Source organism: Gordonia mangrovi (assembly GCF_024734075.1).
Lineage (GTDB): Bacteria > Actinomycetota > Actinomycetes > Mycobacteriales > Mycobacteriaceae > Gordonia > Gordonia mangrovi.
The window spans coordinates 4,108,008-4,124,513 of record NZ_CP102850.1; the positions used below are offsets into that span (position 1 = coordinate 4,108,008).

13 protein-coding genes are annotated in these 16,506 nt (G+C 68.6%); 6 read left to right on the forward strand and 7 right to left on the reverse strand.

Features of this window, described 5'->3' with window-relative positions; genetic code table 11:
* Window positions 1-40: 40 nt before the first annotated feature.
* Together NWF22_RS18680 and glpX are read right to left on the reverse strand one after the other, a co-directional pair.
* Window positions 41-1,726 carry a fumarate hydratase gene (locus tag NWF22_RS18680; protein ID WP_160903167.1) on the reverse strand — a complete coding sequence of 562 codons (1,686 nt, stop codon included), beginning with the start codon at window positions 1,724-1,726 and terminating at the stop codon, window positions 41-43.
* Between the two features lie 123 nt (window positions 1,727-1,849).
* Window positions 1,850-2,842 carry a class II fructose-bisphosphatase gene (gene glpX, locus NWF22_RS18685; RefSeq protein WP_160903168.1) on the reverse strand — a complete coding sequence of 331 codons (993 nt, stop codon included), beginning with the start codon at window positions 2,840-2,842 and terminating at the stop codon, window positions 1,850-1,852.
* A gap of 113 nt (window positions 2,843-2,955) precedes the next feature.
* Here glpX and NWF22_RS18690 point away from each other — a divergent pair, with 113 nt between their 5' ends.
* Window positions 2,956-3,516 carry a DUF4245 domain-containing protein gene (locus tag NWF22_RS18690; protein ID WP_160903169.1) on the forward strand — a complete coding sequence of 187 codons (561 nt, stop codon included), beginning with the start codon at window positions 2,956-2,958 and terminating at the stop codon, window positions 3,514-3,516.
* 9 nt (window positions 3,517-3,525) lie between these two features.
* Here NWF22_RS18690 and NWF22_RS18695 read toward each other — a convergent pair whose 3' ends face one another.
* Genes NWF22_RS18695 through NWF22_RS18705 form a run of 3 tightly spaced genes read right to left on the reverse strand, consistent with a single transcriptional unit; the run spans window position 3,526 to window position 5,744 of the window.
* Window positions 3,526-3,768 carry an exodeoxyribonuclease VII small subunit gene (locus NWF22_RS18695; RefSeq protein ID WP_160903170.1) on the reverse strand — a complete coding sequence of 81 codons (243 nt, stop codon included), beginning with the start codon at window positions 3,766-3,768 and terminating at the stop codon, window positions 3,526-3,528.
* Between the two features lie 7 nt (window positions 3,769-3,775).
* Window positions 3,776-5,035, reverse strand: a complete 1,260-nt coding sequence (gene xseA, locus NWF22_RS18700; RefSeq protein ID WP_160903171.1) for an exodeoxyribonuclease VII large subunit — start codon at window positions 5,033-5,035, stop codon at window positions 3,776-3,778.
* A gap of 10 nt (window positions 5,036-5,045) precedes the next feature.
* The gene (locus NWF22_RS18705; RefSeq protein ID WP_160903172.1) at window positions 5,046-5,744 is read right to left on the reverse strand and encodes a lipid droplet-associated protein; all 699 of its coding nucleotides are present in this window, start codon (window positions 5,742-5,744) and stop codon (window positions 5,046-5,048) included.
* A gap of 119 nt (window positions 5,745-5,863) precedes the next feature.
* Between NWF22_RS18705 and NWF22_RS18710 the strand changes: the two genes are divergently transcribed.
* A complete protein-coding gene (locus NWF22_RS18710) occupies window positions 5,864-6,817 on the forward strand; it encodes a 4-hydroxy-3-methylbut-2-enyl diphosphate reductase (protein WP_160903173.1) in 954 nt (317 codons plus the stop codon).
* A gap of 33 nt (window positions 6,818-6,850) precedes the next feature.
* Here the strand turns inward: NWF22_RS18710 and mycP are convergent, their stop codons facing one another.
* Together mycP and eccD are read right to left on the reverse strand one after the other, a co-directional pair.
* The gene (gene mycP / locus NWF22_RS18715) at window positions 6,851-8,251 is read right to left on the reverse strand and encodes a type VII secretion-associated serine protease mycosin (RefSeq protein WP_160903398.1); all 1,401 of its coding nucleotides are present in this window, start codon (window positions 8,249-8,251) and stop codon (window positions 6,851-6,853) included.
* A 40-nt stretch (window positions 8,252-8,291) separates the two neighbouring features.
* Window positions 8,292-9,830: a type VII secretion integral membrane protein EccD gene (gene eccD / locus NWF22_RS18720; RefSeq protein WP_160903174.1), complete on the reverse strand. Its 1,539-nt coding sequence runs from the start codon at window positions 9,828-9,830 to the stop codon at window positions 8,292-8,294.
* 116 nt (window positions 9,831-9,946) lie between these two features.
* On the opposite strand from eccD, the gene eccCa reads away from it, so the two are divergent.
* The 4 genes from eccCa to rpsI all read left to right on the forward strand — a co-directional run bounded on the left by eccCa (window position 9,947) and on the right by rpsI (window position 16,504).
* The gene (eccCa, locus tag NWF22_RS18725; protein WP_160903175.1) at window positions 9,947-14,023 is read left to right on the forward strand and encodes a type VII secretion protein EccCa; all 4,077 of its coding nucleotides are present in this window, start codon (window positions 9,947-9,949) and stop codon (window positions 14,021-14,023) included.
* 6 nt (window positions 14,024-14,029) lie between these two features.
* On the forward strand, window positions 14,030-15,334 hold the full coding sequence (locus NWF22_RS18730; protein ID WP_160903176.1) for a type VII secretion-associated protein: 1,305 nt from the start codon (window positions 14,030-14,032) through the stop codon (window positions 15,332-15,334).
* Between the two features lie 181 nt (window positions 15,335-15,515).
* Complete coding sequence (gene rplM, locus NWF22_RS18735) at window positions 15,516-15,959, forward strand: 50S ribosomal protein L13 (RefSeq protein ID WP_160903177.1); 444 nt, start codon at window positions 15,516-15,518, stop codon at window positions 15,957-15,959.
* Window positions 15,956-16,504 (forward strand): 30S ribosomal protein S9, encoded by a 549-nt coding sequence (gene rpsI / locus NWF22_RS18740; RefSeq protein ID WP_160903178.1) that lies wholly within the window; start codon window positions 15,956-15,958, stop codon window positions 16,502-16,504. Before rplM ends, rpsI begins: the two co-directional genes overlap by 4 nt.
* Window positions 16,505-16,506: the final 2 nt, after the last annotated feature.

Here is a 16,506-nt window from a genome sequence, read left to right on the forward strand (position 1 = left end):
TCACTGAATGACCCGAATCCAAGGCAGTTCCGGCAGCCATTCACGACCGGACGCGGACCCCCAGCGGAACGGTGACCGCACCGCCCGGATCGGTGAAGAAGTCGTTGCCCTTGTCGTCGACGACGATGAAGGCCGGGAAGTTCTCCACCTCGATCTTCCAGACCGCTTCCATACCCAGTTCGGGGTATTCGATGATCTCCTGGCTCTTGATGCAGTCCAGGGCGAGCCGCGCGGCCGGTCCGCCGATGGATCCGAGATAGAAGCCGCCGTGGGTGCCGCACGCCTGTGTCACCTGCTTGGACCGGTTGCCCTTGGCCAGCATCACCATCGAGCCACCGGCGGCCTGGAACTGCTCGACGTAGCTGTCCATTCGCCCGGCCGTGGTGGGACCGAAGGAGCCCGACGCCATGCCCTCGGGGGTCTTCGCGGGACCGGCGTAGTACACCGGATGATCGCGCAGGTACTCGGGCATGGGTTCGCCGGCGTCGAGACGCTCTTGGATCTTGGCGTGCGCGATGTCGCGGGCGACCACCAGCGGGCCCGTCAGCGACAGGCGGGTCTTGACCGGGTGCTTCGACAGTTCGGCGAGAATCTCGGGCATCGGCCGATTGAGGTCGATGTCGACGACCTCGCCGCCCTCGATGTCCTCGGTGACACCCGCCTCGGGCATGTAGTGCGCCGGATCGGTTTCCAGCTGTTCGAGGAAGACTCCGTCTGCGGTGATCTTGCCGAGCGCCTGGCGGTCGGCCGAGCAGGAGACGGCGATCGCCACCGGGCAGGAGGCGCCGTGGCGGGGCAGCCGGACCACGCGGACGTCGTGACAGAAGTACTTGCCGCCAAACTGTGCGCCGATCCCGAACGACTGGGTGAGCTTGAAGACCTCGTCCTCGAGTTCGGTGTCGCGGAATCCGTGCGCCGCCATCGAGCCCTCGGTCGGCAATGTGTCGAGATAGTGTGCCGACGCGTATTTTGCTGTCTTCAAGGCGAATTCGGCCGACGTCCCACCGATCACCACAGCCAGGTGATAGGGCGGGCAGGCGGCGGTGCCCAGCGAGCGGATCTTCTCGTCCAGAAACTCCAGCAGACGCTTCGGGTTCAGGATCGCCTTGGTCTCCTGGAAGAGGAACGACTTGTTCGCCGAACCGCCGCCCTTGGCCATGAACAGGAACTTGTACTCGGGTCCCTTGGGGCCCTGTTCGGTCGCGTAGATCTCCACCTGCGCAGGCAGATTGGTGCCCGTGTTCTTCTCGTCGTAGGTGGTGAGCGGAGCGAGCTGCGAGTAACGCAGATTCAGCTTCGTATACGCGTCGAAGACCCCGCGGGAGATCCACTCGGCGTCGTCGGAGCCGGTCAGCACACCCTCCGACTTCTTGCCCATGACGATGGCGGTGCCGGTGTCCTGACACATCGGCAGGACGCCGCCGGCCGAGATGTTGACGTTCTTGAGCAGGTCGAGCGCCACGAACCGGTCGTTGCCCGACGCCTCCGGGTCGTCGATGATCTTGCGTAGCTGGGCGAGATGCGCGGGCCGGAGGTAGTGGCTGATGTCGTGCATCGCCTCGGCGGTCAGTTGCTGGATGGCCTCGGGGGCGACCTTCAGGAAACGCTGTCCGTCGACCTCGACGGTGGACACACCTTCGGTGGTGATCAGCCGGTAGGGGGTGTCGTCGGGGCCGGCGGGCAACAGATCGCTGTAGCGGAACTCGGGAGTGGGGGCTGTACTCACCCGGGAATCGTATCGTGGCCGGTCAGCGCGATTGTCCGCTGCCGGGTCGACGGTGTCCTGGGTCACATGGGCCGCACGCTCGGGGGCGCCGCACTCGCGGGAAGGCTCCCGCCGAGCGGGGTACTACACGTCGAGGCGCGCGTACTCGCGCAGCTTGGTGACCTGGTGTACAGCTTCGATGCGGCGGATGGTGCCCGACTTGGAGCGCATCACGAGCGATCGCGTGGTGGCGCCGTTGGGTCGGTAGGTGACCCCGCGGAGCATGTCACCGTTGGTGACGCCGGTGGCGCAGAAGAATGAGTTCTCGCCGCGCACCAGGATGTCGTTGGTCAGCACCTGGTCCAGGTCGTGACCGGCGTCGACGGCCTTCTGGCGCTCGGCGTCGTCGCGCGGCCACAGTTTGCCCTGGATCTCCCCGCCCATGCACTTCATGGCGACGGCGGTGATGATGCCTTCCGGGGTGCCACCCACACCCATCAGCATGTCGACGGTGCTGTAGTTGTCCGCGGCGGCGATCGCGCCGGCCACATCGCCGTCGGAGATCAGCCGGATCTTCGCGCCGGCCTGCCGGATCTCGGTGATCAGATCCGCGTGGCGGGGGCGGTCGAGAACGACGACGGTCAGGTCGGCGATGTCGATGCCCTTGGCCTTCGCGACCGAGTTGATGTTCCACTCGACCGATTCCTCGATGTTGATCGCACCCTTGGCTTCCGGGCCGACGGCGATCTTGTCCATGTAGAACACGGCGGACGGGTCATACATCGTGCCGCGCTCGCTGACCGCGATGACCGCGATCGAGTTGGGCCGGCCCTCGGCCATCAGGGTGGTGCCGTCGATCGGGTCGACGGCCACATCGCATTCCGGTCCCTGGCCGTTGCCGACCTCTTCGCCGTTGAACAACATGGGCGCCTCGTCCTTCTCGCCCTCGCCGATCACCACGACACCGCGCATCGACACCGTCGACAGCAACTCGCGCATCGCGTCGACGGCCGCCCCGTCGCCCTTCTTCTTCTCGCCGCGACCCACCCAGCGGCCGGCCGCGAGGGCAGCGGCCTCGGTCACACGGACCAATTCCATCGCGAGGTTACGGTCGGGGGCCTGGGGGGAAGGGGACATGTCGGACTCCTCGGCGTGGCGGCGGTGACACTTCGACAACAAAGCGATTGTCCTCATCCTTGCATGTCACACCCGACGTTTGAGCAGGCACCCCGCCTGGTTTACTGGCCGTCATGGCCGACAAACCCCGCATCCTGCACAGCAGCAAGGACATGATCTGGTCCTTGATCCCGCTGCTGATCATCTGCGCGTTCGTGGCGATCGCGTCCGGGAATTGCTCGGTGGGGTTGACCGGCCAGGCCTCCGACGACCAGACACCCGAGTTCGATGTGGCGAGCGCACTGCAGGCCGACGCGCGCGACCTGCCGTTCCCGATCCGCCTGCCCGACACTCCCGACGGGTGGAAACCGAACTCCGGTTCGACCCTTCCAGTGGGCGGGACGACGGTCAGCAACGTCGGCTGGATCTCCGATGCGGGCGCCTACGTGCAGCTGAGCCAGACGAACGCCGCAGAGGACGACCTCGTGGTGTTCCTCGGCGACGGCGAGGCGCTCGGTACGGGTACCCGCACCGAAGGCGGTCGCGAGTGGGTGACCTACGCGAACGGTGACAAGAAGTTCTGGATCACCGACCTCGGGGATGTGCGCATCGCGGTGCTCTCACGTGGACCCGACGAGGACATGTCCGAGATCGCGAGCGGCGTGCTGGCCAAGCAACCGTTGCCGACGAGCTGACGCGGGGGATCAGTCCTCGGATTCGCCCTCGCTGAGCGCGGCCTCGATCCGTTCGCGGGCACCGGCGAGATGCTCTTCGCATCGCTTCGCCAACGCCTCCCCGCGCTCCCACAGCGCCAGCGACGCATCCAGGTCGAGTCCACCGTGTTCGAGAGTCGTGACGACCTCGACGAGCTCGTCGCGGGCCGCCTCGTAGCCCAACTCCGACACCGGCGTCAGATCCTCCGGCGTATCCGAACTCTGCGGGCTCATCCGTCCGTCATCCCTTCGTCGCGTTCGTCGGTTCCGCCGCCGGTGCATCCGCGGTGGTCACCTCGGCCATGGCGGACCCGTCGGCGACGCGGATACGTAGCTGCGCACCGGCCGGCATCTGCGCGGCGGTTCCCACCACATGCGCAGGGGCCACGTCGGTGCGCTGCACCACCGCATACCCGCGGGCCAGCGTCTGCGCCGGACCCAGGGTTGCCAGCCGCGCCGACAGATGGTCACGGCGGCGGTCCTCGGCGTCCACCTGGCGGCGGATGTCGCGGCGGATGTCACGGCGCATCCGATCGATGCCCTCGGCATGCGCGTCGAGCATCGTCAGCGGGCGGGCGAGGACCGGACGAGCGCGCAACCCGTCCACCACATGTTCTTCGCGGCGCACCCAGTTGCGCAGCGCATGCGCGCTGCGGCGGCGCAGTTCGTCGATGCCGCCGAGTTCGGCGGCGACATCGGGCACCACTCGCTTGGCCGCATCGGTTGGCGTCGCCGCCCGCAGGTCGGCCACGAGGTCGAGCAGCGGGGTGTCCGGTTCGTGGCCGATGGCGCTGATCACCGGTGTCCGGCAGGCGGCCACCGCCCGCAACAGCGCCTCGTCGGAAAAGGGCAGCAGATCTTCGACGCTGCCGCCGCCGCGGGCGATGATGATGACCTCCACGTCCGGTTCGGCGTCGAGGTCGCCGAGATGCGACAGGATGCGGGGCACCGCCGTCGGTCCCTGTACGGGGGCGTCGCGGACCACGAAACGCGCCGCAGCCCACCGCTGCGCGGCCACGCTCATCACATCTCGCTGAGCGGCGCTGGCACGCCCGCTGATCAGACCGATCGACCGCGGCAGGAACGGCAGTGGGCGTTTGAGGCGCGTGTCGAACAACCCCTCGGCCGCCAGCAACTGGCGCAGGCGTTCGATCCTCAGCAGCAGTTCACCGATGCCCACCGGGCGGATGTCGGTGACGCGCAACGAGACCGTGCCGCGCCCCGTGAAGTACGTCGGCCGACCCAGCATGACGACCCGACTGCCCTCGGTGAGGGGAACCTCGGTGCGGTACAGGAGATCTGGGCTGCAGGTCACCGAGATCGAGATGTCTGCGGCAGGGTCGCGCAGCGTCAGGAAGGCGACCCGGGTGCCAGGACGACGGTTGATCTGGGTGACCTGGCCCTCCACCCAGATCTGCCCGAGTCGGTGAATCCAGTCGGCGATCTTGGTGTTGACGGTGCGGACCGGCCACGGGTTATCGGCCGAATTCGGGTCGGTCACAAGTCGGGCGTCACGTGGTCGGTTGCCGCTTGCTGTGCTGAGCGGCGATCCGGTTGTCGATCATCGTGACGAACGGGGCCCGCGACTTGGTGGCACGCTCATAGGTCGCCAGGGTCTGGAGTTCGTCGACGCCGACTCCACGCAGCTTGGCACGCAGCTGCGCCAGGGTCAGATTGTCGTACTCGAGGTATTCGACGATCTCCGGAACCTCTCCGGCGTCTGCCGCGCTGTCGGACGACTGCTCGCCGTCGCGACCCACCAGCTCCTCTGGCGGGGCACTGTAGAGGGCGAAGCGACCGGTGGACGTGTCCGGCGAGGATGCCGGTCCGTCGTCGGCCGGATTTGTCGCGACCGGCGTCTTCATCGGCTGTGTGGCCGGCGCCGTACGGGCCGGTTTCTTCTTCGGCGGGGCGGCCTTGCTCTCGATGGGTGTGCGGTCGGCCTCGGCGTCGGCACCTGCGTCTTCGTCCTCGTCGAATCGTGCCCACTCCGGTTCCTCGACGGGACGATCGAAGATCGTCTCCAGGGCGAGGTCACCCTTGATCGCGAGTTCGGCGATGTTCTGCTGCAGCCGCATGCCGGCCTGCACGGTCTGGCTCACCGCCGTCATCGGCAGGGTGATGACCAGCGTGGGTAGTTTCCGGGTCTCTTCGATCGCGGTGACGACGAGTCCGGCGGCGATGCGGGCCGGGTAGGGTGCGCGAACCATGCCCACACTCTGCCATTCCTGGTGGTACGGGTCCACCGGCGCGGTGGGCACGCCCGGCGCGTCGAGCGGCCCGGGTCGGGGACCGAACCGACCGCTGCCGAACCCGTACCCTGGGAGGCATGTCTGAACGCAAACGTGTCCTGCTGGCCGAACCGCGCGGCTATTGCGCCGGGGTGGACCGTGCCGTCGAGACCGTCGAGCGTGCGCTCGACAAGCATGGTGCACCGGTGTACGTGCGCAAGGAGATCGTGCACAACCGGCATGTGGTGGAGACCCTGAGTGAGCGCGGGGCGATCTTCGTCGGCGAGACCGACGAGGTGCCCGAGGGGGCGCTGGTGGTGTTCTCCGCGCACGGGGTGTCGCCGGAGGTCCATCGCAGTGCCGCCGAACGCAGCCTCAAGACGATCGACGCCACCTGTCCGTTGGTCACCAAGGTGCACCAGGAGGCCAAGCGGTTCGCGCGCGACGACTACGACATCCTGCTCATCGGGCACGAAGGCCATGAGGAGGTGGAGGGCACCGCAGGTGAGGCCCCCCAACATGTGCAGCTCGTCGACGGACCCGACAGCGTGGACGACGTGACGGTGCGCGACGAGTCGAAGATCGTGTGGTTGTCGCAGACCACGTTGTCGGTCGACGAGACGATGGAGACGGTCAACCGGCTGCGCCAGAAGTTCCCGCTGCTCAACGACCCGCCCAGCGACGACATCTGCTACGCGACGCAGAACCGTCAGGTCGCGGTGAAGGCGATGGCGCCGCGCTGCGACCTGGTCATCGTCGTCGGCTCGAAGAACTCGTCGAACTCGGTGCGGCTGGTCGAGGTGGCGCTGCAGGCCGGGGCGAGCGCCGCGCACCTCGTCGACTACGCCCGGGATATCGACCTCGACTGGCTCGAGGGCGTGGACACCGTGGGAATCACGTCGGGCGCCTCGGTGCCCGAGGTGTTGGTGCGCGGTGTGGTCGACCTGCTGGCCGAGCACGGTTTCGACAGTGTGGAGTCGGTGACGACCGCCAACGAGACGGTCACCTTCGCATTGCCGCGCGAGCTGCGGCCCGCACGGACCGCGCGGTAGGCCGCACCTGCCTGTTCAGTACTCGTCGGGATGTCAGAACTCGTCGGGGTCGAGTCGTTTCACCCGGCGATGGGGTAGGGCGATGGCCAGCACCGCCGCGATGAGTGCGGCCGACAACCCGGAGCCGATCAGCGCCACGTTGCGCGCGGTGTGATCCGGTGCGGCCTCGGGTGCCGGGGCGGCGATCTCCTTCGACTCGGTGGCGTTCGGCATGTCCTGCGGAATCTGATTCGTCAACGCCGCGACCGGGTCGATGACCCCGTAGCCGATCGCGGTGTCGTGGCCGGTCCCGGGGCCGTGCGCGGTGCGCACGATGCGCTGCATGACCTCCTTCGCGTCGAGTTCGGGGTATCGGGCCCGCACCAACGCCACGGTGCCCGCGACGTAGGGAGTGGCGAAGCTGGTCCCACCGACCGGCACCGGCCCGTCCTGGCCTTGCTGTGCGTCCACCAGTTTCGCGGAGCCACGCGTGCTGTCGAGACTGACGATGTCGGTGCCGGGGGCGGCCACCGACACCCACGGACCGTGCAGACTGAAGCCACTGGGGGCACCGGTGCCGGCGTCCACCGATCCGACAGCCAGCACGTACGGGGTGAACCACGCCGGACTGGCGACCGTGGACACCGATCCCCACCCACCGTTGCCGCCCGGTGTCGGTTCCGCATTCTGCTGTTGGCAACCGGAGTTCTGGGACAGGTTGCCGGCCGCGACGACCACCACCACGTCGCGGTCGTAGGCATACTTGACCGCCGCACCCAGGGATGCGTCGTTGAGCCGGGTACCTGCCGAGGCGCAGGCGACCTCGGAGATGTTGATCACCGTCGCGCCGAGGTCGACGGCGCGGACCACGGCGCTGGCCAGGGTGCGCACCGACCCGTACCCGGAGCCGACGGTGGGGTCCGCATCGTCGGCGCTGCGGCGGTCCTTGGCCGAGTAGGCGCCACTGGACTGTCGGATCGAGATGAGCGATGCCTCCGGGGCCACACCGGCGAAGGCGTCGCGACTGCTCGGCTTCGCCGCGATGATTCCGGCGACCAGGGTGCCGTGGGCGTCGCAGTCGACCAGACCGGTGCCCGACGACACGTAGTCGCCACCACCCTGTACCCGCCCCAGCCGGGGATGCGGGGTCACGCCGGTGTCGATCACCGCCACCTTCTGGCCTTTGCCGCGACTGAACCGCCACGCCTCCGGCAGGTTCATCATCTTCTGTGCTGCGGTGGGTTTGGAGATGTCGTGGGCGCCGGTCGCCAGGGGTTTGGCGCACAGCGTGCGTTGTTCGGTCGGCTCCGGCGGGGCGACCGGTGCCGAACGCACCAGCGCCGAGGGATCGACCGTCGGTGGGGTGATCGCCCCCGCGGGGGCACCCGAGAGGGTGAGGGTGAGGGCGGCGGTGGAGGCCAACGCTCCGGCGATCGAGGTGTACCGGTGTCGAATCCGAGGACCGCGAGACGTGTGCCGCGTCCGACCGCGCACGTCAGATCTCCCGGACGATCCGGTACAGATCGAGAATCCACAGCAGCAGCGGCACGATGACCGCGACGAGCAGGTACTCGACGATCTCGGCGGTCCGTCGCATGACCGGCGAGAACTCCTGGGTCGGTGCCACCACACCGAGTACCAACGCCGCGACCGCGATGACCATCGCGATGACGAACGCGATGATCGGCCAGTTGCCCGCGCCGAACGCCAGGCCGGTGGCCAGTCCGAGCAGCGAGAGTGATCCGGCGCCGATCAGGAAGGCGGCCTGGCCCAGATCGCTGTGCGAGCGGCCGCGGAGGCACAGGACCACGGCGACGATGGCGGCATAGGCCGCCGATTTCGGGGCGAATCCGGCCAGCGGGGCGGCGGCGAGGAACGCCGACACCGCGGTGATGAGCGATGTCCCGGCCACGATGCCGGTGAGGTAGGCATTGGCCACGAACGACCGCCGCTCCAGTGCGTCGGCCTTGGGCAACGCCATGGCACCGATCGCGCCGATACCTTCGATCGCCGGTTTCGGTTCGACATCCTCGACGTCGATCGGCGCGCCCGCGGTCGGCACCGGAGGCAGCGGCAGCTTGGCCAACACGATGGTCGCGCGCGGCGCCAAGGCCACCAGGAGCAGCCCGACGGCGGCGACCACGGCGGCGACGTCACTGATCTCGGCGTCGAGGAGCAGCGCGGCGGTGCATCCGCCGCCGGCCAGCAGCGCTGCGGTGGTGATCGCGCTGTGCACGGCGGCGCCGACCGCGGTGAGTCGATAGGAGATGACCGTCGCGACCAACGTCAGCGCGCAGCCGAGCGTCAGATGCGCGGCACCGAAGCCGCCCGGCGTCACCAGCATGCCGGTGACGAAGACGAGGGGAGTGGCCGATGCGACGAGCACCGTGGCGCTGAGCTCGTCACGGTAGTACCGCGCGACGATGGTGCCCGCGGTGATCAGTCCGATCGCGCCCAGCGCACCGAGAGCCGCCACCCACACCGCGCCACTGGTGGATCGGTAGGCACCGAGTGCGACGGCAGCCGCGATCGCGGCGAGCACGGCGACCGCATAGCCCGCGACCCGGGCAGAGGTCGCCGACCAACTGGCGAAACGAGATTCATTCAAACGAGCGACAGCGTCGACGACGTCGTCGAACAGCGCGGGGGCCTCGCCGGTCCGGGTGGAACGAAGAACCAGCAGGTCACCGTCGCGCACACCGGACTCCGAGAGCGAGCGGTTCGGGGCGATCGGTTCCTGACCGACCAATGCCAGGGTCCACCGCTGCTGACGGTCATGGGGACGGTCGTCACCGCCGTCGGGATCGTCGGGGTCCCGCCGCGCCGGATTGCGCGACTCGATCTGCGCAATGAGGTCGGGGATGAGTCCCGCGATCGGCATCGCCGCAGGTAAAGCCACATCCAGCTGGGTGTTGCCGCCGAGGATCGACACCCGGACCAGCTCCGGTTCGATACCTGAATCGCTGCGTCCGCCTCCGGTCGGCCCGAAGCTCGGCGCGTGCGACATCCTCGTGTGCGCATCCAGAGTCGACATCTGGTGGATCCTCCCCGCCCTGTTCGCAGTTACCATTGCGAACCGCGTCAATTGTGTACCAGTGGCACCCGGGTGGACGAACTCGGGCAGCCGGATCGGGGTCGGGGGGAGATCGCGTGGTGACGACTACGGAGGGGTTCGTCCGCCGCCCGCGGATCACCCCGCCGCGGATGCCCGGTGGCGAGCTCAACCTGCAACCGCCGCCGGATGTGCCACGGGTGGTGCCGGGCAACATGCTGCTCAAGCTGCTGCCGGTGGTCATGGTGGTCGCGGTCGTCGGGATGATCGCGCTGATGTTCGTCACCGGCGGGCGCAACATCCTGACCAACCCGCTGTTCATGATGTTCCCGCTGATGATGCTGATGTCGATGTTCGGCATGTTCGCCGCCGGCGGGCGCGGTGGCGGCAAACGGGCCGCCGAGCTGAACGAGGAGCGCAAGGACTACTTCCGCTACCTCGGTCAGACCCGGCAGCAGGTGCTCGAGACGGTGGCCGCCCAACGGGCCGCGGCGACCTGGAGTCACCCCGACCCGACCGCACTGCTCGACGTGATCGGCACCCGGCGGATGTGGGAACGACGCCCCACCGACAGCGACTTCGCACGCGCCCGGATCGGCCTCGGCACGCAGCGGCTCGCCACCCGGTTGATGCCGCCGGAGACCGGCCCGCTCGAGGACATCGAACCGGTGTCGATGGTGGCGCTGCGGCGTTTCTCGCGGACCTACTCGTCGGTGCATCGACTGCCGACGACCGTGTCGCTGCGCGGATTCCCGGCCGTCAACATCGAGGGCGCGCGACAGGAGACGCGGGACCTCGTGCGCGCGATGATCGTGGAGCTGTGCGCATTCCACGGTCCCGATCACCTGCAGGTCGCGATCATCACCGGTGACCCGGCCGGCGAGGCCTGGGACTGGGCGAAATGGCTGCCCCACGTGGGTCATCCCACTCTCCGCGACGGGGTGGGTGCGATGCGGATGATCTATCCGACGCTCGCCGACTTCGAGAACTCGATGGCCACCGACCTGCTCGAACGCGGCCGGTTCAGCCGTTCGGCACCCCCGACCCCCGGACGCGCACATCTCGTGGTGGTGCTCGACGACGGCCACGTCGCCGGCGACGAGCGATTGATCAACGACGCCGGGATGGAGGGCGTCACCGTGCTCGATCTCACCGCACCACCGGACGGGCTGGCCGCCCGACGGGGGCTGCAGTTGGTGGTCCGCAACCGGAAGGTCTGCGCGCGCAGTGCAGCCGGCGTCGAGGAGATCGCCGACATGGACTCGCTGACCATCCCCGAGGCCGAGACCCTGGCGCGTCGGATGGCGCGGTACCGGCTGGCGACGGCCGCGGCATTGGCCAACCTGGAGAGCGAGGCCACCTCGAGCGATCCCGGGTTGCCCGCACTGATCGGCATCCACGACGCCACCCGCTTCGATCCGGCCGTCGGCTGGCGGGGCCGGACCGGCCGTGACCGGCTGCGGGTGCCGATCGGCATCACGCCCGACGGCGTGCCGGTGGATCTCGACATCAAGGAGAGCGCGCACGGCGGCATGGGCCCGCACGGACTCTGTATCGGTGCCACCGGCTCCGGCAAATCCGAGTTCCTGCGCACCCTGGTGTTGGCGATGCTGGCCACCCACTCGCCATCCGAGTTGAACTTCGTGCTCGTCGACTTCAAGGGCGGCGCAACGTTCCTGGGTCTCGAGTCGGCACCGCACGTCGCGGCCATCATCACCAACCTCGAACAGGAACTGTCGATGGTGGACCGCATGAAGGACGCGCTGTCGGGGGAGATGAACCGGCGCCAGGAACTGCTGCGGTCGGCGGGCAATTTCGCCAACGTGAGTGAGTACGAGCGTGCCCGCGCGTCGGGGGTGCGGCTCGAACCGCTGCCCGCATTGTTCATCGTCGTCGACGAGTTCTCCGAACTGCTCGCACAGAAGCCGGATTTCGCCGAACTCTTCGTCGCCATCGGCCGGTTGGGGCGGTCGCTGCACATCCACCTGCTGCTCGCCTCGCAGCGTCTCGAGGAGGGCAAGCTGCGCGGCCTGGACAGTCACCTGTCGTACCGCATCGGACTGAAGACCTTCTCCGCCAACGAATCCCGTTCTGTGCTGGGTGTTCCGGACGCCTATCACCTGCCGAGTGTGCCGGGATCGGCCTATCTCAAATGCGATTCGGCCGAGCCGGTGCGGTTCAACACGTCGTATGTCTCCGGTCCCTACCATCCGCCGCCGGCCGCCGACGGCGTCATCGACGACGGACCGGTGTACACCGGTCCGCGGGGTCGGATGAAGGTCTTCACCGCGCTACCGGTTCCGCTCGACGACGGCGCCACCAGCGCCTCGGTCCTGGATCAGGCGCAGGCGCTGCTGGACGAGGAACCGCCGAAGGAATCCGAGACCCCGTCCTACGATGACCCGGCGGCCGCTTCCGTGCCGACCCTGCTGGACACGCTGGTCGGTCGGATGGTCGGGCACGGTCCGCCGGCCCACGAGGTGTGGCTCCCGCCGCTCGAGGCGTCGCCGACGGTCGATCAGCTCGTCGGGCGTCGGGACTGGTCGACACCGGGGGGAATCGGCAACCTGCGGCTCGCGGTGGGCCACGTCGACCGGCCCTACGATCAGCGCCGCGATGTGCAGGTCCTCGATCTGTCCGGTGCGGCGGGCAACGTCGCGGTGGTCGGCGGACCGCAGTCGGGCAAGTCGACCGCGGTGCGCACCATCATCATGTCCGCCGCCGTCACCCACACCCCCGAGCAGGTGCAGTTCTACTGTCTGGACTTCGGCGGCGGCGCCCTGTCGACCATCGCGGGTCTGCCGCACGTGGGTTCGGTGGCCTCGCGCGGTGACATGGATGCGGTGCGCCGCACGGTCGCCGAGGTCGCGGCCATCGTCCGCAACCGGGAGTTGCTGTTCTCCCGGCTCGGGATCGAGTCGATGCGCGACTATCGCGCACGCCGCCAGGAGTGGTTCGCCGGGGGAGGCACGGATGGTCCGCTGGCCGCCGACCGCCACGGTGATGTGTTTCTGGTCATCGACGGTATCGGCGTGCTGCGCAATGAGCTCGACTTCCTGGAGGAGCAGGTCACCGCGATCGTGCAGCAGGGCCTGTCCTACGGTGTGCACGTCATCGTGACTGCGGCCCGATGGGCCGAGGTGCGCCCGGCGATCAAGGATCTGATGGGCAGCCGCGTCGAGCTCAAACTCGGCGATGCGATGGATTCGGAGATGGGCCGTCGCGCCGCTGCGCTCGTGCCGCACAACCGGCCCGGGCGCGGTCTGACGCCCGACGAGCTGCACATGTTGATCGCGTTGCCGCGGCTCGACGGGGTGAGCGTCGCCGAGTCGTTGCCCGCGGGTGTGCAGAGCGCGGTCGACAAGCTCGCCGCGGCCTACCGCGGTCGGGAGGCGATGGCCGTGCGCAAGCTCGGTGCCGAGATCGCGCAACGCGACGTCGACGCACTGGTGGCGGGCGCAGGTATCGGACTGACCCCCAATCAGGTCGCGGTGGGCGTGGGTGAACTGGAGCTGGCGCCGGTGGTCCTGGATTTCACCGCGCAACCGCACTTCATGGTGTTCGCGGACGTGGAGCACGGCAAGACGACCTTGCTGCGCAACATCGTCGGCGGGCTGGTGCGCAACGCGACCCCGGACGAGGTCAAGATCGTGTTCGTCGACTACCGCCGCACCATGCTCGGCATCATCGACAGCGACCACCTCGGCGGTTACGCGAGTTCGGCCACCAAGGCCGGTCCGATGATGACCCAGCTGGCGGAGATCCTGACCGCGCGGCTCCCACCCGAGGACGTCACACCGCAACAGTTGCGGGACCGCTCGTACTACACGGGAGCCGACGTCTACCTCGTCATCGACGACTACGACATGGTCGCCACGGCGTCGGGCAACCCGCTGTTCCCGATCGTCGAGCTCGCCGCGCACGCGCGCGACATCGGCTTCCACATCATCCTCGCGCGGCGCTCCGGTGGCGTGGGACGGGCGATGTTCGATCCACTGATCGGACGGCTGAAGGATCTGTCCTGCGACATGCTGCTCATGAGCGGCGATCGAGACGAGGGCTACATCACCGGCCGGGTGCGGATGCAGCAGCTCATCCCCGGACGTGGCGAACTCATCTCCCGCACTCGCCCACAGGAGATGATCCAGGTCGGCTACGTCGAACCCCAGGAGTGACGTCTCGTGACCGCCGAGCCGCGTCCTACCGTGGTCGATCTCGCCTACGGCGGGCTCCGACTGTCGGACGGGCGCAGCGCCGACGTCGATGACCTGCTCGACGCGGTCGACTCCGCAACGGTCGAGATCGGCGGCCGCCGGGTGTTCGGCGACCAGGCGTGGCGTGACGTGTGGCACCACCTGGGACTGCCCGATCGGGGGCCCGAGGGGCCGGTGCCGTTCGTCATCGGACATCCGAGTACCTGGGGCCGGCTGCGTACCGCGGCGCTGGCGCGGTCGGTCGCCCAGCTGGGGGTACCCGTCGAGGTGATCCCGCGTGCGGTGCTGATCGCCCGCAGCCACTCCGACGGCGCGATGCAGCGCTGCGCGGTGGTGGAGACCACCCATCTGCCGACAGTGCCGCACGATCCGGCCCGTACGCCCGCCGAGACCTGGGATGTCGCGCGGTTGCGGCGGACCGCCGGTGGGTGGCAGATCGAGGCGACCGATGTGCTCACCCCCGGCGCCGACGACATCGCCCGCCAGACCGAGTCGATCGTCGACGACTCGGTGGAGGCGGTGTTCGTCGACGGAGCCGACCCCGCTGCCCGGAGTCGCGCCCGCGACGTCGTCGGCGCACATGTGGTGGCGGGCAGAGTGGTGGACGTCGATCGTGCACTCGTTCGTCGGTACGGATGGCGGACCGGCCGGCACCTCTCGGAGGCCGAGCGATTCGGGGTGCACGGCCCGACCCCCTCGGTACCCGGCCCCACGCGTGGCGACAACCGGACATCGCGGCGGGCCGTATGGGCCGCCGGTGTGGTGGCGGTGCTGATCGCGGTGGTCGCCGTCGTCGTCGGTGTGGCGCAGGTGCAGCCCGATCCGGCCGAGCAGACGGCCGTCGTGGGTCGGACGACGGTGGTCGTCCCCGCCGACTGGCGGCGCAGCGAGTTGGATCCCCCCGACGGTCAGAACGGGACACAGACCAGCCGGACGGTGTTCGCCGACCCGGACACCGGCCGGCGCCTGCTGCTGGTGCAGAGCGAGGTGCGTGCGGACTCGACGCTGGCGTCGGTGGCGCGCAGCCTGGGCAACCGTATCCGCCAGCGCGGCGACGAGGTGGTGACCGAGTTCTCGCCCTCGACGCGGTTCATGGGTCGTGAGGTGATCAGCTATCGGGAGGCGCCGGCATCGGGGAGCGCCATCCGCTGGTACGTGCAGGTCGCCGACGGGCTGCAGGTGTCGGTCGGATGTCAGGACGGCAGTGCCGGGGAATCGGTGGACGCCGAGTGCGCCCGCGCGGTCTCCTCGGTCCGCATCGGGCCGCGATAGTGGCCTCGTCACCGCGTTTTGACCCTGACCTGCGCGGTCGCGTAACCTGGATCGCTGGTGCGTGGCATCTCGGTCCCGAGTCGGGGCGAGATAGTCGAGGCCCGGGTCCCCACTGGTCGCCGGGAACAACCTCTGTCATCGTGCCGGACCAGCATCCACATCGACAGAGTTGAGGACAACTGTGCCTACCTACACCCCGAAGGCCGGTGACATCACGCGTGCGTGGCATGTCATCGACGCCACCGACGTGGTGCTCGGCCGCCTCGCCGTGCAGAGCGCGAACCTGCTCCGCGGCAAGCACAAGCCGACCTATGCACCCCACGTCGATGGTGGTGACTACGTCATCATCATCAACGCCGAGAAGGTCGTGCTGACCAGCAACAAGGCCGACCGCAAGCTGAACTACCGCCACTCCGGGCATCCGGGTGGGCTCAAGGTCCAGACGACTACCGAGCTCCTGGAGACCCACCCCGAGCGGGTTGTCGAGAAGGCGATCAAGGGCATGCTGCCCCACACCAAGCTGGGACGCGCCATGGCGTCGAAGCTGAAGGTGTACGCCGGACCGAACCATCCCCACGAGGCCCAGCGCCCCGTGTCCTTCGAGATCAAGCAGGTGGCCCAGTGAGCAACGAGAACATCAACGAACCGGTCACCGAGATCGACGACGAGGTGCAGGCCGCTGCCGCCGACACCGAGGTCGCCGAATCCGTGGAGCAGGCCGCTGACGACTACGACACCGACGTCGCCGTGGTGGCCGAGGACGCACGCGAGACGGTCGTCCTCGATCGCCCGATCCAGACCGTCGGTCGCCGCAAGGAAGCGGTCGTGCGCGTCCGCCTCGTCCCGGGCAGCGGGCAGTTCGATCTGAACGGCCGCAGCCTCGAGGACTACTTCCCGAACAAGGTGCACCAGCAGCTCATCAAGGCACCGCTGGTCACCGTCGAGCGCGCCGAGTCGTTCGACATCTTCGCCAAGCTCGTCGGCGGCGGCCCCTCGGGTCAGGCCGGCGCGCTGCGTCTGGGCATCGCCCGCGCGCTGATCGAGGTCACCCCCGAGGATCGTCCGGCGCTGAAGAAGGCCGGCTTCCTCACCCGTGACCCGCGCGCCGTGGAGCGCAAGAAGTACGGCCTCAAGAAGGCCCGCAAGGCGTCGCAGTACTCCAAGCGCTGACC

What these genes read in the sequence shown, in the direction of transcription:
- NWF22_RS18705 (WP_160903172.1), bottom strand. Translation starts at nt 5,744, where the DNA reads ATGGTTCGCGCACCCTACCCGGCCCGCATCGCCGCCGGACTCGTCGTC.
- eccD (WP_160903174.1), bottom strand. Translation starts at nt 9,830, where the DNA reads ATGTCGACTCTGGATGCGCACACGAGGATGTCGCACGCGCCGAGCTTC.
- NWF22_RS18695 (WP_160903170.1), bottom strand. Translation starts at nt 3,768, where the DNA reads ATGAGCCCGCAGAGTTCGGATACGCCGGAGGATCTGACGCCGGTGTCG.
- NWF22_RS18710 (WP_160903173.1), top strand. Translation starts at nt 5,864, where the DNA reads ATGTCTGAACGCAAACGTGTCCTGCTGGCCGAACCGCGCGGCTATTGC.
- glpX (WP_160903168.1), bottom strand. Translation starts at nt 2,842, where the DNA reads ATGTCCCCTTCCCCCCAGGCCCCCGACCGTAACCTCGCGATGGAATTG.
- NWF22_RS18690 (WP_160903169.1), top strand. Translation starts at nt 2,956, where the DNA reads ATGGCCGACAAACCCCGCATCCTGCACAGCAGCAAGGACATGATCTGG.